21 protein-coding genes and 1 tRNA gene are annotated in these 22,432 nt (G+C 64.0%); 8 read left to right on the top strand and 14 right to left on the bottom strand.

What is annotated here, in order from left to right; translation table 11 throughout:
• The first annotated feature begins 39 nt into the window (after positions 1 to 39).
• Positions 40 to 657 carry a LexA family transcriptional regulator gene (locus tag P273_RS09260; RefSeq protein WP_024627343.1) on the top strand — a complete coding sequence of 206 codons (618 nt, stop codon included), beginning with the start codon at positions 40 to 42 and terminating at the stop codon, positions 655 to 657.
• Positions 654 to 2,006, top strand: a complete 1,353-nt coding sequence (locus P273_RS0104785) for a Y-family DNA polymerase (RefSeq protein ID WP_024627342.1) — start codon at positions 654 to 656, stop codon at positions 2,004 to 2,006. The genes P273_RS09260 and P273_RS0104785 overlap by 4 nt, the downstream gene beginning before the upstream one ends.
• On the opposite strand, the gene P273_RS0104780 is transcribed toward P273_RS0104785, so the two are convergent.
• Both P273_RS0104780 and P273_RS0104775 read right to left on the bottom strand, forming a co-directional pair.
• The gene (locus tag P273_RS0104780) at positions 2,003 to 2,758 is read right to left on the bottom strand and encodes a ComF family protein (protein WP_024627341.1); all 756 of its coding nucleotides are present in this window, start codon (positions 2,756 to 2,758) and stop codon (positions 2,003 to 2,005) included. The genes P273_RS0104785 and P273_RS0104780 overlap by 4 nt on opposite strands.
• Positions 2,759 to 2,864: 106 nt before the next feature.
• Positions 2,865 to 3,677 (bottom strand): HAD-IIB family hydrolase, encoded by an 813-nt coding sequence (locus tag P273_RS0104775; protein WP_051354135.1) that lies wholly within the window; start codon positions 3,675 to 3,677, stop codon positions 2,865 to 2,867.
• Between the two features lie 92 nt (positions 3,678 to 3,769).
• Between P273_RS0104775 and P273_RS0104770 the strand changes: the two genes are divergently transcribed.
• Positions 3,770 to 4,204, top strand: a complete 435-nt coding sequence (locus P273_RS0104770) for a metallopeptidase family protein (protein ID WP_024627339.1) — start codon at positions 3,770 to 3,772, stop codon at positions 4,202 to 4,204.
• Positions 4,205 to 4,214: 10 nt separating this feature from the next.
• Here P273_RS0104770 and P273_RS0104765 read toward each other — a convergent pair whose 3' ends face one another.
• Genes P273_RS0104765 through P273_RS0104750 form a run of 4 tightly spaced genes read right to left on the bottom strand, consistent with a single transcriptional unit; the run spans position 4,215 to position 9,192 of the window.
• Positions 4,215 to 5,738: a DUF5719 family protein gene (locus tag P273_RS0104765; protein ID WP_024627338.1), complete on the bottom strand. Its 1,524-nt coding sequence runs from the start codon at positions 5,736 to 5,738 to the stop codon at positions 4,215 to 4,217.
• Positions 5,735 to 6,424, bottom strand: coding sequence for a hypothetical protein (locus P273_RS09530; RefSeq protein ID WP_216476355.1), 690 nt, complete (start codon positions 6,422 to 6,424; stop codon positions 5,735 to 5,737). The genes P273_RS0104765 and P273_RS09530 overlap by 4 nt, the downstream gene beginning before the upstream one ends.
• Positions 6,312 to 8,876 (bottom strand): glycosyltransferase family 2 protein, encoded by a 2,565-nt coding sequence (locus P273_RS0104755; protein ID WP_051354132.1) that lies wholly within the window; start codon positions 8,874 to 8,876, stop codon positions 6,312 to 6,314. Before P273_RS0104755 ends, P273_RS09530 begins: the two co-directional genes overlap by 113 nt.
• Before the next feature lie 58 nt (positions 8,877 to 8,934).
• Positions 8,935 to 9,192 carry a WhiB family transcriptional regulator gene (locus tag P273_RS0104750; protein WP_029676165.1) on the bottom strand — a complete coding sequence of 86 codons (258 nt, stop codon included), beginning with the start codon at positions 9,190 to 9,192 and terminating at the stop codon, positions 8,935 to 8,937.
• 304 nt (positions 9,193 to 9,496) lie between these two features.
• Between P273_RS0104750 and P273_RS0104745 the strand changes: the two genes are divergently transcribed.
• The 4 genes from P273_RS0104745 to P273_RS0104730 all read left to right on the top strand — a co-directional run bounded on the left by P273_RS0104745 (position 9,497) and on the right by P273_RS0104730 (position 14,664).
• Positions 9,497 to 10,951, top strand: coding sequence for an LCP family protein (locus P273_RS0104745; protein WP_024627336.1), 1,455 nt, complete (start codon positions 9,497 to 9,499; stop codon positions 10,949 to 10,951).
• Positions 10,952 to 11,024: 73 nt separating this feature from the next.
• Complete coding sequence (locus P273_RS0104740) at positions 11,025 to 12,260, top strand: LCP family protein (protein ID WP_253269574.1); 1,236 nt, start codon at positions 11,025 to 11,027, stop codon at positions 12,258 to 12,260.
• A 94-nt stretch (positions 12,261 to 12,354) separates the two neighbouring features.
• Positions 12,355 to 14,307, top strand: coding sequence for an FtsK/SpoIIIE domain-containing protein (locus P273_RS0104735; RefSeq protein ID WP_024627334.1), 1,953 nt, complete (start codon positions 12,355 to 12,357; stop codon positions 14,305 to 14,307).
• A gap of 78 nt (positions 14,308 to 14,385) precedes the next feature.
• Positions 14,386 to 14,664 carry a WhiB family transcriptional regulator gene (locus P273_RS0104730; protein WP_015021978.1) on the top strand — a complete coding sequence of 93 codons (279 nt, stop codon included), beginning with the start codon at positions 14,386 to 14,388 and terminating at the stop codon, positions 14,662 to 14,664.
• Positions 14,665 to 14,745: 81 nt separating this feature from the next.
• On the opposite strand, the gene P273_RS0104725 is transcribed toward P273_RS0104730, so the two are convergent.
• On the bottom strand, positions 14,746 to 16,233 hold the full coding sequence (locus P273_RS0104725) for a sensor histidine kinase (RefSeq protein WP_024627333.1): 1,488 nt from the start codon (positions 16,231 to 16,233) through the stop codon (positions 14,746 to 14,748).
• A 167-nt stretch (positions 16,234 to 16,400) separates the two neighbouring features.
• On the opposite strand from P273_RS0104725, the gene P273_RS0104720 reads away from it, so the two are divergent.
• On the top strand, positions 16,401 to 17,321 hold the full coding sequence (locus P273_RS0104720) for a hemolysin III family protein (protein ID WP_024627332.1): 921 nt from the start codon (positions 16,401 to 16,403) through the stop codon (positions 17,319 to 17,321).
• Between the two features lie 165 nt (positions 17,322 to 17,486).
• On the opposite strand, the gene P273_RS0104715 is transcribed toward P273_RS0104720, so the two are convergent.
• The 7 genes from P273_RS0104715 to eno all read right to left on the bottom strand — a co-directional run bounded on the left by P273_RS0104715 (position 17,487) and on the right by eno (position 22,389).
• Positions 17,487 to 17,966 carry a transcription elongation factor GreA gene (locus P273_RS0104715; protein ID WP_024627331.1) on the bottom strand — a complete coding sequence of 160 codons (480 nt, stop codon included), beginning with the start codon at positions 17,964 to 17,966 and terminating at the stop codon, positions 17,487 to 17,489.
• 105 nt (positions 17,967 to 18,071) lie between these two features.
• Entirely contained in the window at positions 18,072 to 18,479 is a 408-nt protein-coding gene (locus P273_RS0104710; RefSeq protein WP_024627330.1) for an FKBP-type peptidyl-prolyl cis-trans isomerase, read from the bottom strand.
• A 90-nt stretch (positions 18,480 to 18,569) separates the two neighbouring features.
• Positions 18,570 to 18,655: transfer RNA gene (locus P273_RS0104705), tRNA-Leu, on the bottom strand.
• Between the two features lie 24 nt (positions 18,656 to 18,679).
• On the bottom strand, positions 18,680 to 19,681 hold the full coding sequence (locus P273_RS0104700) for a Ppx/GppA phosphatase family protein (protein ID WP_024627329.1): 1,002 nt from the start codon (positions 19,679 to 19,681) through the stop codon (positions 18,680 to 18,682).
• Between the two features lie 11 nt (positions 19,682 to 19,692).
• Complete coding sequence (locus tag P273_RS0104695) at positions 19,693 to 20,274, bottom strand: DUF501 domain-containing protein (protein WP_253269577.1); 582 nt, start codon at positions 20,272 to 20,274, stop codon at positions 19,693 to 19,695.
• 163 nt (positions 20,275 to 20,437) lie between these two features.
• A complete protein-coding gene (locus tag P273_RS0104690; protein ID WP_081709264.1) occupies positions 20,438 to 20,998 on the bottom strand; it encodes a septum formation initiator family protein in 561 nt (186 codons plus the stop codon).
• 95 nt (positions 20,999 to 21,093) lie between these two features.
• Entirely contained in the window at positions 21,094 to 22,389 is a 1,296-nt protein-coding gene (eno, locus tag P273_RS0104685; RefSeq protein WP_024627326.1) for a phosphopyruvate hydratase, read from the bottom strand.
• Positions 22,390 to 22,432: the final 43 nt, after the last annotated feature.

The following is a 22,432-nucleotide window of genomic DNA, read 5'->3' as shown; positions in this document are numbered from 1 at the left end:
CGAACATTTGTTCGAATGCCATCGAGTTCGAGGTGTGCCATGGTCGCTACCATCCATGGGTCGCCGGAGGCGGCCCCTGCTTCCCTGCCGGAGTGCCGGGTCGATGCCCTGAGTCCCTTCCGAGGGCACCCCAGCCCTGTCCCCCAGGCCTTGGAGGCCGTCCACGCCGGCTTCCCCTCCGTGGCCCAGGACTACTTCAGCGGCGACTTCAGCTTCGATCAGAACGTCATCGTCCACCCCGATGCCACCTTCATCATCCATGTGGCCGGCGATTCCATGACCGGAGCCGGCATCTTCGATGGGGACCTGTTGGTGGTCGACCGGTCCCTGGAGCCGCGCGAGGGGGATATCGTCATCGCCATCCTGGACGACGAGCTGCTGGTCAAGCGGCTGGCCAGGTACAAGGGACGGACCATGTTGCGGGCCGAGAACCCCGCCTACCCCGACTTCCTACCCCAGGAGGGCGAGGAACTGGTCATCTGGGGGGTGGTCATCGGCAACTATCACTGGCAGCGGGTGGACACCAAGGGCGAACTTCGGAGTGGCTCTCCCCTGCCCCAGGTCACCTATCCCGGACATACCCCGCACGGTCGCAGGCACACGGGAAGCCAGGGCCGGAAGCCCGCCTATCCTTCCACGGGCTGGGGGTCGGCATGAGCGCGCAGAGACCGGCCCAGCCGGCATCCGGAACCGCTCTGACAGGCCAGGTAGTCCTGGCTGATGCCAACTCTTTCTTCGCTTCATGTGAGGCCGTCTTCGACCCCTCCCTGGCCGACCGCCCGGTGGTTGTGCTGTCCAACAACGACGGCTGCGTAGTGGCCCGCAACCGCCCGGCCAAGGCCTTGGGCATCACCAATGGCACACCCTGGTTCACCATTCGCGACAGGGCCCTGCAGGACGGGGTGGTGGCCCGCAGCTCCAATTATGAGCTCTACGCCAGTCTCTCAAGGCGCATGATGGCCATCATGGCCCATTTCCTGCCCAACCAGGAGATCTACTCCATCGACGAGTGCTTCATGGACAGCATCTGGAACGACAAGCGCACCGTCCAGATCTGCCGGGAGCTGCGCGCCGCGGTCCTGCGGTGCACCGGCATCCCCGTCAGCGTGGGCGTGGCGCCTACCAAAACCCTGGCCAAGGTGGCCAACCACTGGGCCAAGGACCATCCCTCGACCGAGGGAATCACCCTCTGGAGCCAGGTGGAGTCCCAGTATGGCGACCAGGCTCTGGCATCCGTGCCCGTCGACCAGGTCTGGGGAGTGGGCCGACGGCTGACCGGCAGACTCATGGGCATGGGCATCACCACCGCCCTGGATCTGCGCGATGCCGATCCCTCCCTGATCCGGCATCGGTTCTCCGTCATGCTGCAGCGCACCGTACTGGAATTGAGGGGACGACCCTGCATCGAACCCGAGGCGGATGCCGCCAGGGGCGTGCGCACCGATCAGATTCTGTGCTCGCGCATGTTCTCTCACCCCATTGAGGGCTACGCCACCCTGGCCCAGGCCTTGAGCATCTACGCCCAGAAGGCCTGCCGCCGCCTGCGTCGACAGCACGGCTTATGTGGCAGAGTGCGGGTCTTCTGCTCCACCAGCCCCTATGCGCCCCAGCAGTTCTGCTCAGCTGGCCGGACCGTCGTCCTGGAGGATCCCAGCGACGACCCGCTGGTCATCGCCGGCGCAGCCAGCCGGGCGCTCAAGGGCCGAGTGGATCCGCACGCCCGCTGGATCCGGGCCGGAGTGGTTCTGCTGGACCTGACCGACGCCGACCACTTCCACACCTTGGAAGGCCTGGACGCAGCCCGGGACACCCATGGTCTGGGGGACGTCCTGGAGGATGCCACCCGTCGTTTCGGCCCTTTCCGCGTGGGCGTGGGCTACGGAGGCATCCGCGGCCAGGGCCGGGGCGACGAGGATACGGGGGCCGACTGGGCCATGAACCGGGGCATGCTCTCCCCCCGGGCCACCACCCGCTGGGACGAGATGGCCGTGGCCCAGGCCCGCTAGAGATCCTCATGGCCTGGAGGAACGGCCGCCAGAGCCAGGGCAGCCAGCGGCAGGGCACCTGCAGTCTCCAGGGCTCGAGCACACTGACGGATGGTGGATCCGGTGGTGATGATGTCGTCCACCACCAGGACAGGATGACCGGCCAGTCGTGAGGGATCCGCAACCGCAATCCGGCCTGCCAGCCGACGCGAACGGTTCCGACGGCCGCCCGCTTGGACAGACTTGGTTCTCACGGAGTTCATGATCAGGGCCGGTTCCACCTGGGCAGCCAGACCCTGCCGCTGCAGGGCCTGGACCAGAGACAGGAGGATCGGCTCCAGATGAACCCTCCCCCGCCTTCGCAGGGAGGCGCGGGAGGAGGGAGCAGGAACCACCAGAATGGCCCTGGCAGACTTGGGCCGAAGCAGAGGATCGATCAGCCTGAACAGGGCTGGAGCCAGATCGGCCATGACCTGGCCCAGTGGCCTGTCCAAGGGCCTGTTGTCATGGTCCTTCCAGGACAGAATGATCCGCCTGACAGGTCCGCGATATGGAGCGCAGGCCAGCGCCAGACCCAGGGCATAGGCGGGCGCGGGCACTGACAGGGGCCGGAAGAGCAGGGATCTGCAACCGGGGCAGAGCAGAAGGTCCGGGCAGTCACAGCCGGCGCAGGCTCGCGGAGCCAGCAGGTCCAGGGCCGAGCCCGCCATGGCCGAGGCGACAGCATAAGCGGCCCGTCTGAGTCGGCTGGATGCCGATGAAGGATTGTCCATATCGCCCAGCCAACCCTCGAACAAAGAGGATAGACAAACAGATCAGGGCCATGTGCATGAACATGCTATCTGTTCACAGGGTTGTCAGCGCACAGGTTTAGCAGATTCAGGCCAGATCAGCCTCCATGGCCTGAATCAGGGCCAAGGCATCGGCAGGATCGCGCACACGCAGAGCCATGGCCCCCGCCAGGGCCGCCGGATAGTCGTTGCCGTCAGGATCCATCCGGTCGCCCACGAAGGCGATATCGCCGACATCCACACCCAGTATCCTGGCCAGGGAGGTCACGGCGTAGGCCTTGTCAATACCCTTGGCCGAGATGTCCACGCTGGTGGAGCCGCCTGAACGCACCTGCAGGTTGGGCAGATCGGCGGCCACGGCCCGGGCCAGGGCATCCTTGCGGCTGTTGTCCGGATCCCAGGCCTCCTTGGCTTGGACAGGGGCCTGCTGACCCAGGGCGGAGAAGGTTATCTGGCTGCCGCGATCCTCGATGCGCGGCCCCCAGACCTGCCCCTCCCAGTCGCCCAGCTGCTTGGCCCTGCGTTCCAGGCTGGCCTCGGCGGCCTGCCGGTCCTGGGCGCTCAGGTCGTGGGCGTAGACGCACTTCCAGCTTCCATCCTGCCAGCGGTAGTAGCGGGTGCCGCTGGTGGGCATCAGATGCAGCTGGTCGAAACGGGTGTCATCGGGCAGGGCATCCAGCACCTGGTCGCGAAACTGGCTGAACCGTCCGCCAGAGACGATGGCCACGGGCCGAAGCCGGGTCAGGGCGGCGAAATGAACGGCCATGGTCTGGTCCATACGGGTCTTGGACAGCGCCAGAGTATTGTCCAGATCGAAGGCCAGCACCCGTGCCCGTGCGCAGATGGACCCTATGTCTTGGCTGCCCCACCAGGCCACGTTCATCGCACCGTCCTCCGCCATGATTGCTCCCATCCGCTTGTCGATCATCGCTCTATGCTACAAGACACCCTGAATCGAAACTGTCACTGAGTTGAGGGGCTATGGTGAGTGTCATGATCAACGATCAGCCGCCTTGGTCCCGCAGCGTCTACCGGGACAGTCATGGCCGGGGGATTCGTCGGCCTACCTTCGGCACCCGCCTGCCCCGCTATCGCACTAGATGCGGGATCTTCGACGACCTGACCGCGGCCCAGATCCGGCGTCTGGGAGCCGGCTGGCCCCAGCTGGTCAAGCCCGTCCAATTCGCCGTCGAGGACGTGCCACCCTCCGACCCCACCCCCTGGGAGGACAGGGCGGACCTCTTCTCACGCAGTTTCCCGGCAGGCCGCGGCATCCCCGCCAGAATCGTCCTCTACCGGCTGCCCATCCAGAGCAAAACCCGGGACCGCACCGAGCTGGAGTTGATTATCCGCGACGAACTGGTCCTGCAGTTGGCAGACCTTTACGGGCGGGACCCGGAGGAAATCGACCCAATGTGGGGACGCTGACAGCCGACGTTCAGGGCAGGACAGTGGAGTCGGGGCCGGAGCGGATCAGCGTGGTGGCAGGCATGAGCCCGTCAGGAGCCATGACGGCCAGACCAGCCAGACCAGCCTGGTTGACCGCGTCCACGCTCAGACGGGCATTCCAGATCAATCGGGATGAATCATGCTCGGAATCCTCGTTCAGCCGTACGGCGGCCACCTGGTCGCCCAGATCGTGGGCTGAAAGCTCATGGGCCCTACCCGGATCAACGGTCAGCGAGCGCTCATCCAATTTCTTACCCTTCTCGTCGAATCCAACCAGTTCGGCCTTGATCGGATCCGTCGATGGGTTGACCAGGGTCAGCGCGGCCTGGGCGGGCTGGGATATGGTCAGGGCCGAGGAGGCGGCAGCAGTACCCGCAGGAATCAGAGCCAGGTCGGACTGCGACTGATCCTGGCTGCCCCGACTGGTCACCTGCAGGACTGCTCGGACAGGCTGGTCGGCATGCACCTGCAGAGCCAGCTTGCCGTCAGGCACGCCTCCCAAGTCCACCGCAGTGGCCCTGGAACCCTGCAAATCCACCCGCCGCAAGGATTCCCGACCTTCTTCATCCATCCAGGACAGCTCCACCGCAGTGGCCTTGGAACCCTGCAGAAGCAGGGTGGCCTGGTCTGCCCCGCGCAGGCCGGGAATAACCAGATCACGGCCGGGCGCCGCCAGGGCCGTTACCTGATCCGACCCGCGCGGATCCAGTCCAGCCATGACATTGACCGAGACCGACATGGCCACTGGTGCCTGGGAGCTGCGAGCCCGAACGTAGATGGCCTGCTGTCCGGGAGCCGCCGCAGACAGGTCGTATGAGGCATGGCCGCCAGGCGCCACAGTCATGGTGTTCCCGGTCTCCAGGGACAGGTTGCCGGAGGAATGCGAACCCTGGATCTCCAGACTGATCACCGTGGCCTTGGATGACGGGTTGTAGGCCACCAGCCGCTGTGTGGACCCTCGACCAGTTGCAGGCAACAGGAAGTCGGCATCCATGACGGCCCGAGGGCAGGCCAGCGCCTGGACCCCTCGCAGATCGCCCTTGGTGGCCCAGGAGACCATACCGACAGCAGCCCCCGTGCCCGGCTGGGACTTGAGCATCCGGGAATCGAAAGCCGTAGCCGAGGCACCTGGATCGATCGAGGCGGCCATGGTCTTCTGCCCATCCAAGAGGTCGGGATCAGTCATCGTGGTGCGTCGCCCGTCTCCAAGCGGGGTCAGGCTGGCACTGCCGATGGATCCAAAGGCGGCGGCTGTGACACGGGCGCTCAGATCGCCTTCCGAGGCTTTGAACTGGTCATCGCCGACCTTATCCTCATCCGCTACCGTCATTCGAGCCGGGCAGTAGGACGCTACCTCACGTTGGCTGACCCGGGTGGAAACGACTGACGAGCCCTGGGGCCCATCAGCCAAAGAAGCCGGGGGCGTCCATACCAAGAGAGCAGCGATCAAAACCGCCACCAGAGGCGCCGTGACCAGAGCAGCCACCAGGGATCCCTTGCTTCGTACACTCATAGTTGCTCCCCTCCAAAGTAGCCCGGACGCGGCAGGGCCACCAAACAGTATCCCAGCAAGACCAGGCCCAGGGTCCAGAGCCAGATCCTCCTCCAGGTGCTGGCCGCCGCTCGATGGGCCCCGGCCATGTTGACTCCCACATCCCTGCCGGATTGCGAGCTCAAACGGAAATAGGTTCCCTGGGCATTGGTCGCCACCTGCTGGGCGCCATCGCTGGCGGTGATGTTGGATACCAGGTCATCGTTGGGCGTGGATCCCATGCCGGCTGCTCCGGAACGGTCGGCGGGCACATAAATTCCCCCGAAGCCCATACCGGATACAGCCGCTACAGCCTTGGAGTCGGCGTTGGCCATCAGAGCCGCCGCCGAACGCGAGAGGACATCCTGACCGGCCATCTGCCCGCCGTTCACCCTCTGGGCACGCAGGGCAGGCGAGGCATCGATCAGATCTCCTCGTGCGGTGTGCAGACCCGCGTAGGCCACGCGGCCATGGGAGGGCGAGGTCAGCACCAGCACCCGATGGGATGGATCCTTGTTCAGGTAGTCCACCGCCACTGCCGGGAGCTGCCGATCATCAGCAGACAGGGGTCCTCCGACTGGCGCCGCCAGACCAGCCGCCGCCACGCCTGCCGTGACCAGGGTCAGAACCAGGCCCAGCAAGAGCCTGACAATCCGTCCCCCGCCCATCAACCGCAGCTGCAGAGGTTGAAGAGGACTGCGCAGGAGGCAGGGGCGGACGATCAGCATCGCCCTCTGGAACCTGATCGTGCCCAGGAGCAAGGGGCGAGAAGGGATGGACGGCCCTGCCCGCCAGAAGGCCCAGACAGGCTAGCAGCCCCATGAAGGCAAGCATCATCCCAGGCAGGACCGAACCGGCCACTGGACCGGTCTCGTCCAAGCCGGTGCAGACCGCCTGGGAGATCAGCGCCAGGATCAGGCCCAGCAGAACCGTACTCCAAAGAATCCTGGCAGTCTTGAGTGCCCGAGGCAGAACCAAAGTGATGAAGGCCAGCAGGGCCACCACCAGCAGACAGCAGGCCAGCGTGGCCGGACGCCAGAGCTCAGGTCGCCACCTGACGGGCCACAGGGCCGAAAGATCCAGGCCCAACAGGCGGGCCAGCAGTTGCCCCAGGCTCCCGGTTCTGGGTTGACCGGTCAAGCCCGTCGAGGGGATCATAAGATCTGCGAACAGCTGTCTGAAAAGTCCTTGATTGGCATGGTGCAAGGAATTGACCAGGGTAGGCGCCAGGGCCAGCGCCGAGGGCAGGGGCATCAGGAGCAGCATGACCCGATGGGAGGGCACCAAGCAGATCGCCATGATGAAGAGCGGGATCATGGCCAGCATGAGCTGAGGTTCGGCAACCAGGACCGGCAGAAAGCAGATAGAGGCCAAAGCCGCCTGCTGCACCGAAGCCTTGGGGCGCACGGGAGCCTCGGTCTGATACAGCCCCACGGCCTTGAAAACAAAGGCAAAGGCGGCAGGCATGAAGGCCATGACCGTCAGCATGGGCAGCTGCAGGCCATCCACGATACCCAGGGCGAATGCCAGACAAGCCCAGAGCAACCCCAGCAGGACTCGGATGGGATTGGACCTGGTGACCACGCCGGCCAGGGCCCAGAAAGACAGAGCAGCCAGTCCCGTCTCCGCCAGGAGCATCAGGGCCATGGCCTGGGCTACGTGACCGCCGGTCAGCAGAGCGAAGGGCAGGAGGACCAGGAGGAAGGGGGCAGGAACTGCGGGCTGCCCCACACCTCCGGCCCAGGACCAGGAGGTGGTGGCCGCCGTCAGCAGCTGGGACCAGTCGGCTCCGGACGAGGGTAGGGAGGGCGCGTGGATGGCCCCTCCCGAGAAGATGGCACGACAGAGTGGCCAGTGGGTGGCCACCAGGGCCGCCAAGACTGCTATGGTCATCCCTGAAGCCCAAGCCAGGCGACGCAGGAACTGCTGGCGCAGATGAGCCAGGGCCAGGTGGCTGAGCATGGGATGTTCCTGCTGGTCGTGGAAGGCCTGCCTGCGCTGCCGCCACTGCCGGATCTGCTGACCGTTGGCCTGAAGAATGTCCAACCGGCGGGGATCACCATGGCAGGCGGAGGTCAGACGGCGACGCATCGTGAACAAGGCTGCAGGGTTGGCCAGAATCCGCCAGGGCGCGCACAGCCGGCAGAGAGCCCTGTAGGGCCGTTTGCCGATAAGATCAACCGCCATGAACCACAATGCCGCCAGAACTCGCCAGAGCCAGACCAGCGGCCACCAGGGCAGGGCAAAATCAGTCAGCAGGTAGCGTTCCCGGGCCAGTATGGGGCCCATGGAGGCATCCAAGGGGTGGTCGGGCTGCACCGCCCGCCCGTTCCGATCACGCAACCCGCTCATACGGGCGCCGGCATGGGCCACCCGAGCGTTGGGTACGATTACCACCCGCCCCCCTGACAGGCAGATACGACGGCAGAGATCGTCGGCCTGGCCAAAGGTGCCAGCCCAGGCGCCTGGTCCGCCCAGGTCCTTCATGGTCTGCATGGGCACCAGGGCGCCAGCCAGGCTCACCGCGAAGACATCCTGACGCGCGTCATATTGCTGCTGGTCGGGTTCGCTGTCCACCACCAGACTCACCGTTCGGTGATGGTAGGCATACCGACCCACGTCATGGAGTCCCTGGCCCTGCCAGTCATACTGCTTGGCACCCAGCAGGGAGGCAGTGGGATTGCTGTGCCAGGTGTCCACCAGCTCGTCCAGGCAATGATTATCCAGTGGACGGCAGTCGTCGTGCAGAAGCCAAAGAGCGCGGATCCGACCAGGCAGACGGGCGTAGCCAAGCGCCTTGTCCAAGGCATCGCCGAAGGAGGAGGCGCCTCGCGCGCGGACCACCTGCACTTCCACCCGCGCGGGCCCATCCACCGGAAACTGCGCATAGAGCGGCTCTGTGGTGGACCCCGAACAGTCAGCGATAACCAGGACCCGTGGCAAGAGGCTCTGTCGCAAGAGGGCACGCAGGGTGTCCGGCAAATAGGTCAGATCATGCTCGACCGTGATCACCGCCGCCACGGCATCCTCCACATGAGGGCTGGCGGCGGGCGAACATTCGTTCATGACTGAAGAGAGGACCTGCCGGACATCCTGGGCTTGAGGCGCGACGAAACTCATGCGTTCCAGTCTACGCAAACCAGGTCACCGGATGCCTCGCTTGGGCACCTGCGGCGATTCAGACCTGACGCTGCGCGCGCATCCTCTTCTTGTAACGGCGGCGCTCCCGTTCACTCATGCCACCCCAGATGCCGAAGCGCTCATCATGTTCGACCGCCCAGTCCAGGCACTGCTTGCGGACGGTGCAGTCGGCGCAGACCCGTTTGGCCTCCTGGGTGGAGCCCCCCTTGCCCGGGAAGAATGCCTCCGGGTCGGTCTGCGCACAGAGCGCCTCGCTTCGCCAGGATGGTCCGACGTTGACTTCGAACCACTGCATCAGCGGCGTCAGTCTGTTTTTAGTTGTACTGCTATAGCGAGTGTCAACAAATCCACTCATAGCGACCCCCCAGTCCCTAGTGTGTTTACACACTTTTATTACAGCTGCTGCAGGGGTCTTCTGTCAACCCCTAAATATCTGCGAGCGCAACTGAGCAACACCTGCAGGGAGCCATATCGCCCGAAGAGGAGCTGCGGATGGGGGTCAGACTATACTATGACTGGTTCAAGCACGCGTCACCGCCATCCCGGTTCTTCCCGCCGGAATGAGCCCTACAGCGACAGCCGATGAGGAAGGCATACCATTGACGTCCCCAACCAGAAAGATGGGTCTGCCCAACATCAAGGCGGGCAGGAACGGCAAGCCCCAGCACAGCGACGGGTTTCGCAGCAGCCACCGTCTGCGCACGGGCATCTGCCTGGCCCTTACCTTCGTTCTTTGCTTCCTGGCCTCGACGGTGGCGGCCTTCTGGACCGACATCAACGGTCACATGCACGTGCTCGAGCCCGTCAGCCTGACTCAAGCCCACAAGGCCCCGGAAGACATTTACAAGGGGAAGACTTTGAACGTCCTGGTGCTGGGACAGGACACCCGGGACGGCAAGGGCAACTCCGAGGTGGGCGGCAGCGGCGACGGCCTGGAGGAGAACCACCAGTCGGACACGGCCATGGTGGTCCAGATTGCCGCCGACCGCTCCTATGTGAATGTGGTCTCCATTCCCAGGGACTCCATCGTGAACGCCCCGGCCTGCACTACCAGCAAGGGGGAGACCATCCCGGCCCGCCGCCAGGTCATGTTCAACTCCATCTTCGCCGAGGGCTACAGCCAGGGCGGCGATGCCAATTCGGCCGCCAGCTGCTCCCTGGCAGCGGTCCGTTCCCTGACCGGCTTGGACATTCAGCAGTTCGTGGTGGCTGACTTCAACGGCCTCAAGTCCATCATCGACGCCCTGGGCGGGGTTGACGTGTGCATCCCCAAGGACACCTGGGATGGCTATACCGGCATCAACCTGAAGCGTGGCCTGCAGCATCTGGACGGCACCCAGGCCACCGAGTACGCTCGCATGCGCCACGGAACCGCCGCCGATGGGTCGGACATCATGCGCACCACCCGCCAGCAGTATCTGATCAAGAGCCTGGTCAACGAGGCCAAGACCGTCGACATCTATTCCGACCTGCCCAAGGCCTACCGTCTGGCCACCACTTCCATGTCCACCCTGCAGCTGAGCGAGGGGTTGGGCAACTTCCAGACCCTGCTGGGCCTGGGCAACTCGCTCAAGCACATAGACACCACACATATCTACGCCCGGACCATACCTGTCGAGGAATGGTCCCAGGACAATAACCGGGTGGTATGGACGGACGAGGCCGAAACCATCTGGCATCTGCTGCGAGAGGGCAAGCCCTTGACCCAGGCCAATGAGGACGCGGAGTCAGCTTCCTCGTCAGGCAACCAGGCCGGCAATGGTCAGGATGCCCAGAGCGCCCAAAACTCACAGGGTGCCGCTCAGACAGCAGGCAACGGCTCTGACACAGGGGGCGGCGCCCAATCCTCCTCTGCATCCGCCGCCGCTCTTCCCAAGCCCGATCCCCGTACCGGACTGATCACCATGCCCGACAAGACCCTGATCGATCCCAACACGGGCGGAACTGTCGATCCGGACGACGGGACCATCAGGGATGCGAACACCGGACAGTACATCGGCATGGCGGACCGCTACCTGTTTGCTACGGTCTGTGCGGTTCCGGCACGGAAATAGACGATTAAGCTCCCCCGAGTCGTTCTGACATGCTATTGCTTACCTAGTCGGCAAAGCTACGGAGGTTAAGGGTATGCGGACTGGATCAGACCAAGGCGGACAAGGACAGGAGCCTCCTAGCTTCATGCCCTCCGGGCACCACCGTCCGGCGGCCGACCCCGGATCTCCAGGCACCGAGGCCAGACACAGCCGTAGCCAGACGCCTCCCAGCTTCTCCCCCTCCTCCGGGACTGGGCATCAGAAAGCCAGACGCACCAGTGGCTCCTCGAAAACCACACCCAGGCCGGCGGCTGCGGCGGCACCTGTTAAAAACGACTGGCGCAACAACAACCGGAACATGCGGAACGGCACTGCCCTCGTCCGTAAACACCCAGTGCGCAAGTTCGTAATCATTCTGCTGCTGGTCCTGCTGCTGGCACTGGTTGTACTGGCAGGTGGAGGATGGTTCTGGGTCAACGGCAAGCTCACCCGCGACAAAATGCTGACCGATACCCCTGGCTCAGAGGCCACCACCTGGCTCCTGCTGGGATCGGACCAGCGCGACGGTTCTCCGGGGGCCGGACAGGATGCCAGTATCACCGGCTTCCGCACCGACACCATCCTGGTGCTGACCAAGCCCCGCCACGGAGCCGCCTCCCTGATTTCGGTCCCCCGCGACTCCCTGGTCAAGCAGGACGGGGATTACATGAAGATCAACGCCGTGGCCTACACATCGGGCTACCGGGCCCTGACCGGCCAGGTCGAGGACATCACCGGTCATAAGGTCGATCATGTGGCCCTGATCCGTTTCGGAGGCCTCAGCAAGGTGGTCGACGCCCTGGGGGGTGTCAGGCTTTGCTATGACGCAGACGTCAACGACCCCAACTCCGGCATGGTCTGGTCTCGCGGATGCCATCAGGCCGACGGCGGCATGGCCCTGGCCTTCACCCGCATGCGCTACTCGGATCCCAAGGGAGACTTTGGGCGTGCCGAACGCCAGCGTCAGGCCATCTCGGCCATCAGCGCCAAGGCCCTGCAGCCCTCGGTCATGCTCAACCCGTCGAGGGCCGGCAAGGTTCTTTCCGCAGGTCTGGATGCCCTGGTGGTGGATGAGCGGGCCAACCCCATAGACCTTGTGCACATGGTCCTGGCCTTCCGCAGTGCCAGCAGCAGCAATGGGGTCACCGGAAGCGTCTACTGGACAGATCCCGACTACTATCCGGGCGGGGGCATCGGTTCCACCGTTCTGCTGGACCAAGCCCGCAACACCGACCTGTTCAACCAACTGGCCCAGGGCAGTCATGCCGCTGGAACGGTCGGCGGCATGTAGCGACTGCTTTACACACGCCACCAATACCGTCCACATTCGACCACATGCCAGGCCTGCTCTAGCGCTCCTGCCCCGGGCAGCCCATGCTGAGGGCATGACCAAGGCCAATTCATCAGCAACCATATCGACAGACACGAGCGGGGCTGCAGGTGGCGATTGGCGCTCTGCCGGCTCCAAAGAGAAGAAGACTAAAAAGGGAAGCGCCCAGGTCATTCTGACCCTGGTTGCACAGACGGCTCCGGCCCTGGCCCAGGCAGGCATGATCTGGTACGTAGTAGGCCAGGGCCGCTGGATGTTGCTCCTCCTCTTGCTGCCCAGCTTGACGGGCACCCTGGCCATGGTACTTCTGAGCTTGCTGCGAATGCATCACCAGTCATCGTCCTCCCCGCTGCCAGGCGCACAATTGAAGTACGGCACAGTATCGGACCGTGCATCCCTCTCGACGACTACAGAGAACGAGACCTTGCAGGACCTGGCTCAACTGGCCTCTAACCCAGGCCCTCAGCTCGAGTCCCGGTTCTTGGGATCTGGGCGTTCGGGATCACAAGGTCTGCCCTGGCAGGGCATCGTCCACGCATGGCTTGCCGCATCAGGAAGGTCGGCACCGGCGGTCATCGGTATCCGGCCTGATTATGGTCCGCTGATCATCGATCTGCCCCGCGACGGACCCCACGCTCTGGTGGCAGGCACCACAGGTTCGGGCAAATCAGTCTTTCTGCAGACCTGGTGTCTGGCCCTGGCCGCCAGCCAGCCGCCAGACCGGCTCAATCTGGTCCTGCTGGACTTCAAGGGTGGTGCCGGCTTCGGCCTACTGGCCCGACTGCCGCACACCGTGGGCTGCGTGACCAATCTGGACCTGGATCGGGCCGTACGCGCGCTGAATGGCCTTCAGCGGGAGTTGGAGCGCCGCCAGCGCCTGGTCGCCAGAGCAGGGGTTGAGGACACCGCCCGTATGACCGATCCACCGGCACGCCTGGTGGTGGTCATTGACGAGTTCCAAGCCCTGCGCCAACTCCTGCCTGACTACCTGGACAGGCTGACCTCTCTGGCCTCTCAGGGCAGATCCCTGGGTATGAACCTGGTGGCCTGCACCCAGCAGACCATGGGGCAGGTCAGCGCCCAGATGCGTGCCAACATGAACCTGGGCATCTGTCTGCGAGTACGGGATCCCCTGCAGTCCAGAGAGCTGCTGGGATCCTCCTGTGCTACGGCGATCGACCCTGCCTGTCCAGGTCTGGGCTTCCTGGAGCAGGGCCGGGGTCCCCAGGCCTTCCGCACCTGCCCAGCAGCTGATCCGCAGGCCCTGGTGGGCCAGATCGTCAAGGCCAGCCGCTTTTGCGGCAGCCGACCGCCGGCACCGCTTTTCTCCCCTCCCCTGCCAGAACATGATCCAGCCTGCGGGCAGGTCCTCTGGCAATCGGGACGGCCTCAGATACCTCTGGGACACATGGACGACGGGGTTCTGCTCCATCTCTATCGCCTGCCGCTCGACGGTCATACGGCCCTGATCGGACCTCGAGGACGGGGCAAGAGCACCCTGCTGGCGCTGCTGGCTCGTTCCCTGCTCACCCTGATGAAGCCAGGAGCCCGACCTGAGCCCAGCTTCGACCTGCGCATCACGCGTCGAACAGGTCACGGCTACAGCAGCCGGGACTTTCCCGGCCCGGTGCCGTCACCGCCTCAAGGCCGTCTGAATGGCAGCCACGCATTGGTCTGGATTCTTGACGATGCCCAGGATCTGCTGGATCCGCTTTGTCGGGATCCTCTGGCCCCTCTTCTGCAGGAGGCTCTGGGACAGGAGGGAACCACCGTGATCCTGGCCGTGGAGACGGCCAGCGCCCTGCACAGACCAGAGCGTTTCAGCCGTCGTCTGGTGTTCCCCTGCGGCGAACGGGGGGCCGATCTGGCAGCTGGCATCCCCGCCGATCAGCTGGCCACCCTCCCCACCCGGGCCAGCGCCATTCCCGGACGGTGTCTGGTTCTGGAAGCGGGTCTCGCCATTCCGCTACAGGTGTTCTCTTTAGCCGTAAAACAAATGAACCCTTGAAAAAAGTCACTCATCGTGCTTATCTTGCATAGGGTAGTGATAAAAGCATCGATAAAAACTTCTTGGAGGCTTAGGTAGATGAGTAATGCGTTTGATTGGCGCGCCAAGGCTGCTTGCCGTGACAAGGACCCTGAGCTGTTCTTCCCCGTCGGCAACACCGGTGCAGCCTATCAGCAGATCGAGGAGGCCAAGGCTGTCTGCAGGACCTGCAAGGTCATTGACGCCTGTCTGAAGTGCGCACTGGACACCAACCAGGATTACGGTGTCTGGGGCGGACTGAGCGAGGACGAACGCAGGGCTCTGAAGCGCAGGGCCATGCGTGCGCGCAGGTCTCAGGCCATGCAGATGCAGTCCTGACACCTTTCCGATTGCGCAAAACAGGAGAGGGGCGACGGCTTGATGCCGTCGCCCCTCTCTTTTTCTCAAAGGTGCCTGGTATCACACGTCCTGGGCCACGCGCAGCTTGATGTTGATGACCACCCGGGTGCCGCCATCCCGGCGGGGCTCCCACTTGACCGTACCGCCGAAGTCGTTGGTGACGAAGGTATTGATGATCTGCGTGCCCAGCCCGGATCCGGTGGAACGAGCCTGGCCCTGATCCGACTCGGTGCTGTAGCCGTTGCCGTCATCCTCGACCACCACATTGAGATTGTTGCCGCCCCGGCCCACCGATATGGTGATATGTCCCTCGTCGCGGCCCTCGAAGCCGTGCTCGACCGCGTTGTTGACCAGTTCGGTCAGCACCAGGGACAGGGGTGTGGCATCCTGGGCGGGCATCATCCCGAACTTGCCCACGTAGGAGATGGTGATGTGTTGGTCGCTGGTGGTGGCCAGGTCCACGCTCATCTTCAGCAGGTTGGCGATCACCTTGTCGAAGTCCACAATCTCGTCGGCGGTCTGGCTGAGGCCCTCATGAACCACAGCGATGGTCTGGACGCGTCGCTGGGCCTCCTCCAGCTCCTTGCGGACCTCGTCGGACTTGGTGCGCCGGGCCTGTAGCCGCAGCAGGGCCGACACGGCCTGGAGGTTGTTCTTGACCCGGTGGTGGATCTCGGAGATGGTGGCATCCTTGGTCTGCAGCTCCTTCTCCCGGCGGCGCAGTTCGGTCACATCCCGACAGAGCACGATGGCGCCAATCCTGCCCTGCTTGCCATACAGAGGTAGGGAGCGCATGGATACGGCCGACCCGTTGGCGTCCAGCTCAGAATCCACGGCCGCCTTGCCGGACAGGACCAGCGGCAGGGAGTCGGGCACCGGATCGTTCTCCTTGAGCAGGGAAGTGCCGATCTCGCTCAGGTACTGGCCGATCATGGTCTCGACCGAGCCCAGCCTGCGGAAGCAGCTGATGGCGTTGGGCGAGGCGTAACGCACCACGCCGCTTGACGTAAGCACAAAGAAACCGTCGGCCACCCTGGCGTTGTGCCGCTGGTTGAGCACCGAATCCGCATAGGGGAACTCGCCGCGGGTGATCATCTCGAAGAGCTCCTTGCCCGCGTTGATGCTCTCGCTCTCGTACCGACCGTTGGACTCGCGGGTGGCCATGTTGGTTTCGCGAACCACCAGACCCAGGGTCCTGCCCTGGTGACGGATAGGGGCATAGACGTCGCAGACCGTGGCGCGGCCTATGGTGCGCAGCTTGTTGGATCGCAGCACCCCCTTGGACTGCATGGCCGCCTCCAGCTCTTCACGGCGATCAGCTGGGAAGTGCTCCCCCACCACGTCTTCGGTGCGCAGGGACATGACCGTGGAGGGCCGGCACTGCTCAGCCACGGTGAACTCCCCCTCGCCGGTGCGTAGCAAGAGCAGCAGGTCCGCAAAGCTCAGATCGGCGATGACCTGCCAGTCGGCCACCAGGTGGTGGAGCCACTCACGGTCCTCCTCATTGCAGTCGTCGCAGGATGCCAGAATCTCGGAAAAATCAGCCATGCCCTCCATCATACAAAGGACCTGCGTGAGCAGACAGGCAGGTCATGCCAAGGGCGATGATGGCAGCGCGTCCCATACACAGTTCTAGGGTAGGGTGGTTCACGGATGTTTTACCCAGGCGACCGAACCCGACAGGTCCGGACCAGTCAAGGGGCCAAGGGAGGGTCATGGCAACCAGGACCAGCGAGGACGGCAGACCGTCCGAGGATCAGGAGGTCGATCCCGATCTCGAACGCCGCCGCCAGCAACGCCGTCAGGAGCTGACCTATCTGCGCCGGGATGCCGAGGTGGCCCACGAGGCCCATCTGCAGGCCAAGGCTGACGCGGTGCGTGCCAAGGCCAAGGCCAAGGCGGCCCGGATCATCACCAAGGCCGAGATCAAGGCCTCGCGGATCGAGGGCATCCCCGACATGGAGATTGAGCGCAAGGTCCGCCTGGATGTCCACGGCCGTCCCAAGCCCCTCTTGCGCGGCTGGATACACGCCGTGGCAGCCCCCCTGGCCCTGGCCGCCGGCATTGTGCTGATCTGCCTGGCCCACGGCACTGGGCTCAAGCTGGCCTGCGCGGTCTTCATGGTGGCCTCACTGGCCCTCTTCGGCAACTCGGCCCTCTACCATCTGGGCGACTGGACCCCGGGGACCACGGACGTGCTGCGCCGCCTGGACCACGTCAACATCTTCCTGCTTATCGCCGGCACCTACACGCCGATTTCTTTTGCACTGGACCCCTTCTGGCGGCGGATCATCATCCTGGGCATGTGGGGGGCCAGCCTGGTGGCCATGATCGTCCACGTCTTCTGGATCGAGGCTCCCCGCTGGCTCTACACCCTGGTCTACGTAGTCTTCGGCGTCTCGGGTGTGGGCTTCCTGAAGCTCTTCTGGGATTCCCCCATGGCCGGACCACCGGTAGTTTGGCTGATCGTGGCCGGCGGCCTGGCCTACATCCTGGGAGCGGTGGTCTACGGCCTGCGCCGACCGGATCCCTGGCCACGGGTATTCGGCTTCCATGAAATATTCCACTGCGGGACGGTCATCGGCTACGCCTGCCATATCGTGGCCATTTACCTGGTGGTCTGCAACCTGCGCTGAGCAGCTCACCGGTCTCACTGCCTTTTTGATAAAGCCAGTCGGCATGCCGTTAAAAATCAGGCAGTCATTCACAGAGCTATCGCTCATAGACAAAGCCGCTTCCCGTCAATCATGTCGGGAAGCGGCTTCATTCAGGCCGGACTGGGACGGTGAGGGGTCGTCCCGCTACTTGAGGGGCTGGGCATCCTTAACGGTGACCGAGATGTCCTTGCCATTGGGGGCCTTGTAGGTCACGGTCTGGCCCTTCTTGGCACCCATGAGAGCCGCACCGATGGGCGACTCGGGGCTGATGACGTCGTAGTCGGTGGCCACGGTCAGATCCCTGGAGCCCAGCACATAGACCATTTCGTTGCCGGCCATGGTCAGGGTCACCAGGGAGCCGTTGCCCACGGTGCCCGCCTTGGGGGCCTTGAGGATCTTGGCGTTGCGAAGCTTGACGATCAGCTCGTTGATCCGCCCCTCGTTCTTGCCCTGCTCCTCGCGGGCAGCCTGATAGCCGCCGTTCTCGCTCAGATCACCCTCGGCCCGAGCCGCCGCGATGCGTTCGGTAATCTCGTCGCGGTACTCGCCCTGACGGTGGTCAAGCTCCTCCTTCAGCTTGTCGTAAGCGGCCTGTGTCAGCAGAATCGTCTTTTCCTCAGCCATGTGATTCCTCCTTGTTTGATGCACTTGTCTCTTGGCCCGACCTGAACTGCAAAGTCAAGGGTATGAAAAAGGCGCCGGCCCTCACCGGCGCCTGGAGACCCTTGTCTACCGTGTCGAAATGATGTCGATCACGAAGACCAGGGTATCGTCGCCGCCGATGCCCGCCTGGGGCATCCCCTGACGACCATATCCATACTCCGGCGGAATGGAGACCACCAACCTGGACCCCACGTTGTGGCCGGGCACCGTCTGGTCCCAGCCGCGAATGACCTGCCCCACGCCAATGCCGAAGCTGGCCGGCTGATGGCGCTGGAAGCTGGAGTCGAAGACCTGATCCGAACCCCAGACGACACCGTGATAGTTGACTGTGACGGTATCGCCCTTGCGGACGACTGGCCCGTCCCCCTCGACCAGCTCCACGGCGCGCAGCCCGCTGGGCGCCGGACCATGGAAGGTTATGGTCGGCGTGGCGCCGAATTCGGCGTTCACCTCGGGCATGGATTGGTCACTCATGACAACTCCTTTGGTTTTCTTGCGTACCAGAGTATCGGTTCGTCGGCCGGGTGACAAGTTGCGACACTGCCGTCCAAGCCGATGAGGCCGTGGTGCCCCGGGTGGGAATCGAACCCACAAGCCGGTGAAGGCGGCGGATTTTAAGTCCGATGCGTATACCATTTCGCCACCGGGGCCTTAACCCATAACGCCTTAGTATATCATTCGTGCAGGAGGGTCCTGCCGTAGTCCAGGACCAGGCCATCCAGGAGGCCGTGCTCGCTGGCCACATAGGTTCCCGAGGCCAGTGCAATCGGGCTGGCCTGGCCCAGTCGCTCCAGCAGACGGCTCCAAATCAAGGCGCCACCGCCGATCACATCCACACGCCCGGGATGGATGGCCTTGAGCTCCCGACGCTCCTGCCGACTCATGTGCAGCACCCGGTCGTCAACCCGGCGGGCCGCATCGACCGCAATGGACTGGCCATCGACGGCATGGCGATCATAGACCTGGCATCCCAGGGCCAGGGCGCTCATGGTGGTGACCGTGCCGGAGACTCCGATCAGACTGCCTACACCGGATACAGGGACCCGGTCGAAGGCCCGGTCGATCCAGCCGTCAACATCCTCGAGCGCCTGGGCAATCTGTTCCTGGGTGGGCGGATCATCCAGCAAATGGCGCTCAGTCATCCGCACAGAGCCGATGTTCATGGAGTAGGAGGCCCTGACCTGGTCCACAGGCAGGCTCTTTCCGTCCCCGCCCAGGACCAGCTCGGTGGAGCCGCCACCCAGGTCGACCACCAGGTAGGGTGCAGGAGGCATATCGTCGCTGCCCCGCTGCTCCAGCACGCTGACCGCGCCCAGAAAACTCAGCGAGGCCTCCTGGGAGCCGCTGATGACCTCGGGCGTGACCCCCAGGATGGAGCGCACACCATCTTCAAAGCTTTCGCGGTTGTCGGCATCCCTGGTGGCCGAAGTGGCCACAAAGCGCAGGCCATCCACCGGATGCTCCTGCAGCTGCTGGGCGAAGAGCCGACAGGCTTCAAAGGCGCGTCCCAGAGCTTGGTCGGAAAAGCGGTGGTTGCGGTCCACGCCCTCCCCCAACCGAATGACCCGCATCAACCTGGGAGCCACCGGATGCAACCCCTGCCGGTCCACTTGGGCTATCAGCAGACGTATGGAGTTGGTGCCGCAGTCCACGCCCGCCACCGTTACCTGATCCATGGAAGCCCCCTTCATTGGTTTTCCTGCTGGTTCGCTTGCCCTGATGCCTCAGTCCAAGGCTGGGCGCACCTGCAGACCTGTGGGTCGAACACCTGGCGAATCAGATCCAGGACCCGGTCGCCCAGAGGATTGACCCCAGGACCCATCACCAGAGACTGGGCGGTCAGAGCATGCAGACATTTGACCCGTTTGGGCATACCACCGGCCGAGATTCCGGCGATGTGACTCTCGTCGTCGCCCAGCCGCTGGGCCAGGACGGAGCGGAAGGCCAGATAGAGCTCGTGGGCCCTGCGATAGGCGCCGGCCAGGTCCGGATCGGCACCAAGCTCGGTATTCCAGTCGGCCATGATGCCGTCGGCCTCCAACCGGGAGACGGCCTTGACGGCCTCGGGACTGGTCAGATAGCAGGTGGTCGGAAAGGGCGTACCATCCTCCAGCTGAGGCCGCGTGACCACAGCCAGCGGATTGCCGCAGACACAACGGGCACCCACAGCCACCATGCCCCGAGGATAGCGACCCAGCTGCCTGTTCACGACGGCTATCTGATCCGGCGTGGCCGGAGTTGCCAGAAGCTCCTGGACACGATCTCTTATCGCCACCAGGTCCCGGTCAGTAACCAGGCTGGAGACTGTAGACTCGACCCGGGTCTTGTCTGCGGCTTGAGATTCCACTGCTGCCTGGGGACTTCCCTGGGCCTTGATCACGCTGTCCTCATCTTTCCTGATTGTTCTTTGCTGCTAAGTTCATTGTCGGAGGTCACTGCGCTCCCCCGCCCTCGGATGGGGAGGGGCTATCAGAGCCACCTGGACTACTTGAACCGGACGGACTGGCAGAGCCGGTCGGACCGGATGCTCCCTTGCTCCCATTGGCAGCCGGATCCTGGTCGGCCTTGGCGAAGGAGTAGGCCATCTCCTGATACCAGGGCAGGGAATTCTTCCTGGGAGCCCGAACCCCCTTGCTGTCGGCCTGGTCCTTGTCCTTGTTGCCCGTGACCGCCTCAGGATGCAGAACCCGGATGGCCTCCTCATCGGGGAAGACGAATCCCAGCCGATCCCGGGCCTGGGCGGTCACATAGGCCTTGTCGTCCCAGCGTCGGATCTGGTTCTCCAGGTCACGCTTGTGCTCGACCAGTTGGGCCTGCTGGTTGCGCAGGCCGTTGAGCTCGGAAAGGTTGATGGCATAGGCGTGGAAGGTGGAGACCAGCTGGATCAGCCCCAGGGCCACGATGATGACCGCTACGAAAAAAGTGATGGGTCCCGACGACCTCCTGCTTGTCCGCCGGTCGCCGCCGTCACGTTTGTTCTTGGCCATACCCATAAAAATACCCGCGGCAGCCGACGCGGACCGCCACGGGTGAAAGACTTCACAGTCGGGTCAAAACCTGCAGAGGCCAAGACCCGACTGGCAAGGCCTTACTTGGTGTACTTCTTGCAGGCCTTGAAGGCGCTGTAGCCGGCGTACTCAGCGGTGGAGCCCAGCTCCTCCTCGATCTCCAGCAGCCTGTTGTACTTGGCGATGCGCTCGCCACGGGCAGGAGCACCGGTCTTGATCTGGCGAGTGTTCTTGGCCACGGCCAGGTCGGCGATGGTGGTGTCGGAGGTCTCGCCGGAACGGTGGGAAACCATGGAGGTGAACCCGTTGGCGGTGGCCAGCTCGATGGCGTCCAGGGTCTCGGTCACGGTGCCAATCTGGTTGAGCTTGACCAGCAGGGAGTTGGCGGCCTTCAGGTCGATGCCCTTCTGCAGCCTCTTGGGGTTGGTCACCAGCAGGTCGTCGCCCACGAACTGCAGGCGGTCGCCCATGGCGGCGGTGATCTTCTGCCAGGCGCCCCAGTCCTCCTCGGCGAAGGGATCCTCGATGGAGACCAGCGGGTAGCGCTCGACCAGACCCTGGTAGTAATCCAGCATGTAGTCGGCGTCGCGGTCCTCGCCGTCGAAGTGGTACTTGTCGGTGTCCTTGTTGTAGAACTCCGAGGAGGCCACGTCCAGGCAGAGGCCGATCTGCTTGCCGGGCTCGTAGCCGGCAGCTTCAATGGCGTCGACGATGTACTTCAGGGAGTCCTCGTTGGACTTCATCTTGGGGGCAAAGCCGCCCTCGTCGCCCAGGCCGGTCTCGTGGCCGTCCTTCTTCAGGATGCCCTTGAGGGTGTGGTAGACCTCGACGCCGGCGCGCAGGGCCTCCCGGTAGGAGTCGAAGCCGTAGGGGGAGATCATGTACTCCTGGATGTCGGTGGCGAAGTCAGCGTGGGCGCCGCCGTTCATGATGTTCATGTTGGGCACGGGCAGAATGTGGCCGTTGGTGCCACCCAGGTAACGGTAGAGAGGCAGTTCGGCGGACTCGGCAGCCGCATAGAGCGCGGCCAGGGAGACGCCCAGAATGGCGTTGGCGCCCAGCTTGCCCTTGTTGGGGGTGCCGTCCAGATCAATCATGGTCTCGTCCAGAGCGCGCTGATCGGTGGCGTCCATACCGATGACGTTGGGAGCGATGGTCTCATTGACCGCCTTGACGGCGTCCAGCACACCCTTGCCCTGATAGCGCTTCTTGTCGCCATCCCTACGTTCCCAGGCCTCGGCCTCGCCGGTGGAGGCACCGGAGGGAACCAGACCACGCCCCTCGGCGCCGTCCTCGGTCTGCAGAACGACCTCGACGGTCGGGTTGCCACGGGAATCAAGAATTTCGCGCGCGAACACGCTTTCAATTGCTGCCACAACTGCTCCTTCAATAAGTTGTTGTGATGTCTCTTACAGGATA

The organism is Bifidobacterium sp. A11, from assembly GCF_000499185.1.
Classification (GTDB): Bacteria; Actinomycetota; Actinomycetes; order Actinomycetales; family Bifidobacteriaceae; genus Bombiscardovia; species Bombiscardovia mizhiensis.
This window is presented reverse-complemented; position numbering and strand designations above follow the sequence as displayed.

Excerpts from the sequence above, each read along its gene's own strand:
- P273_RS09260 (WP_024627343.1), top strand. The coding sequence starts at position 40 with ATGGTCGCTACCATCCATGGGTCGCCGGAGGCGGCCCCTGCTTCCCTG.
- P273_RS0104785 (WP_024627342.1), top strand. The coding sequence starts at position 654 with ATGAGCGCGCAGAGACCGGCCCAGCCGGCATCCGGAACCGCTCTGACA.
- P273_RS0104780 (WP_024627341.1), bottom strand. The coding sequence starts at position 2,758 with ATGGACAATCCTTCATCGGCATCCAGCCGACTCAGACGGGCCGCTTAT.
- P273_RS0104775 (WP_051354135.1), bottom strand. The coding sequence starts at position 3,677 with ATGGCGGAGGACGGTGCGATGAACGTGGCCTGGTGGGGCAGCCAAGAC.
- P273_RS0104770 (WP_024627339.1), top strand. The coding sequence starts at position 3,770 with ATGATCAACGATCAGCCGCCTTGGTCCCGCAGCGTCTACCGGGACAGT.
- P273_RS0104765 (WP_024627338.1), bottom strand. The coding sequence starts at position 5,738 with ATGAGTGTACGAAGCAAGGGATCCCTGGTGGCTGCTCTGGTCACGGCG.
- P273_RS09530 (WP_216476355.1), bottom strand. The coding sequence starts at position 6,424 with ATGGGCGGGGGACGGATTGTCAGGCTCTTGCTGGGCCTGGTTCTGACC.
- P273_RS0104755 (WP_051354132.1), bottom strand. The coding sequence starts at position 8,876 with ATGAGTTTCGTCGCGCCTCAAGCCCAGGATGTCCGGCAGGTCCTCTCT.
- P273_RS0104750 (WP_029676165.1), bottom strand. The coding sequence starts at position 9,192 with ATGCAGTGGTTCGAAGTCAACGTCGGACCATCCTGGCGAAGCGAGGCG.
- P273_RS0104740 (WP_253269574.1), top strand. The coding sequence starts at position 11,025 with ATGCGGACTGGATCAGACCAAGGCGGACAAGGACAGGAGCCTCCTAGC.
- P273_RS0104735 (WP_024627334.1), top strand. The coding sequence starts at position 12,355 with ATGACCAAGGCCAATTCATCAGCAACCATATCGACAGACACGAGCGGG.
- P273_RS0104730 (WP_015021978.1), top strand. The coding sequence starts at position 14,386 with ATGAGTAATGCGTTTGATTGGCGCGCCAAGGCTGCTTGCCGTGACAAG.
- P273_RS0104725 (WP_024627333.1), bottom strand. The coding sequence starts at position 16,233 with ATGGCTGATTTTTCCGAGATTCTGGCATCCTGCGACGACTGCAATGAG.
- P273_RS0104720 (WP_024627332.1), top strand. The coding sequence starts at position 16,401 with ATGGCAACCAGGACCAGCGAGGACGGCAGACCGTCCGAGGATCAGGAG.
- P273_RS0104715 (WP_024627331.1), bottom strand. The coding sequence starts at position 17,966 with ATGGCTGAGGAAAAGACGATTCTGCTGACACAGGCCGCTTACGACAAG.
- P273_RS0104710 (WP_024627330.1), bottom strand. The coding sequence starts at position 18,479 with ATGAGTGACCAATCCATGCCCGAGGTGAACGCCGAATTCGGCGCCACG.
- P273_RS0104700 (WP_024627329.1), bottom strand. The coding sequence starts at position 19,681 with ATGGATCAGGTAACGGTGGCGGGCGTGGACTGCGGCACCAACTCCATA.
- P273_RS0104690 (WP_081709264.1), bottom strand. The coding sequence starts at position 20,998 with ATGGGTATGGCCAAGAACAAACGTGACGGCGGCGACCGGCGGACAAGC.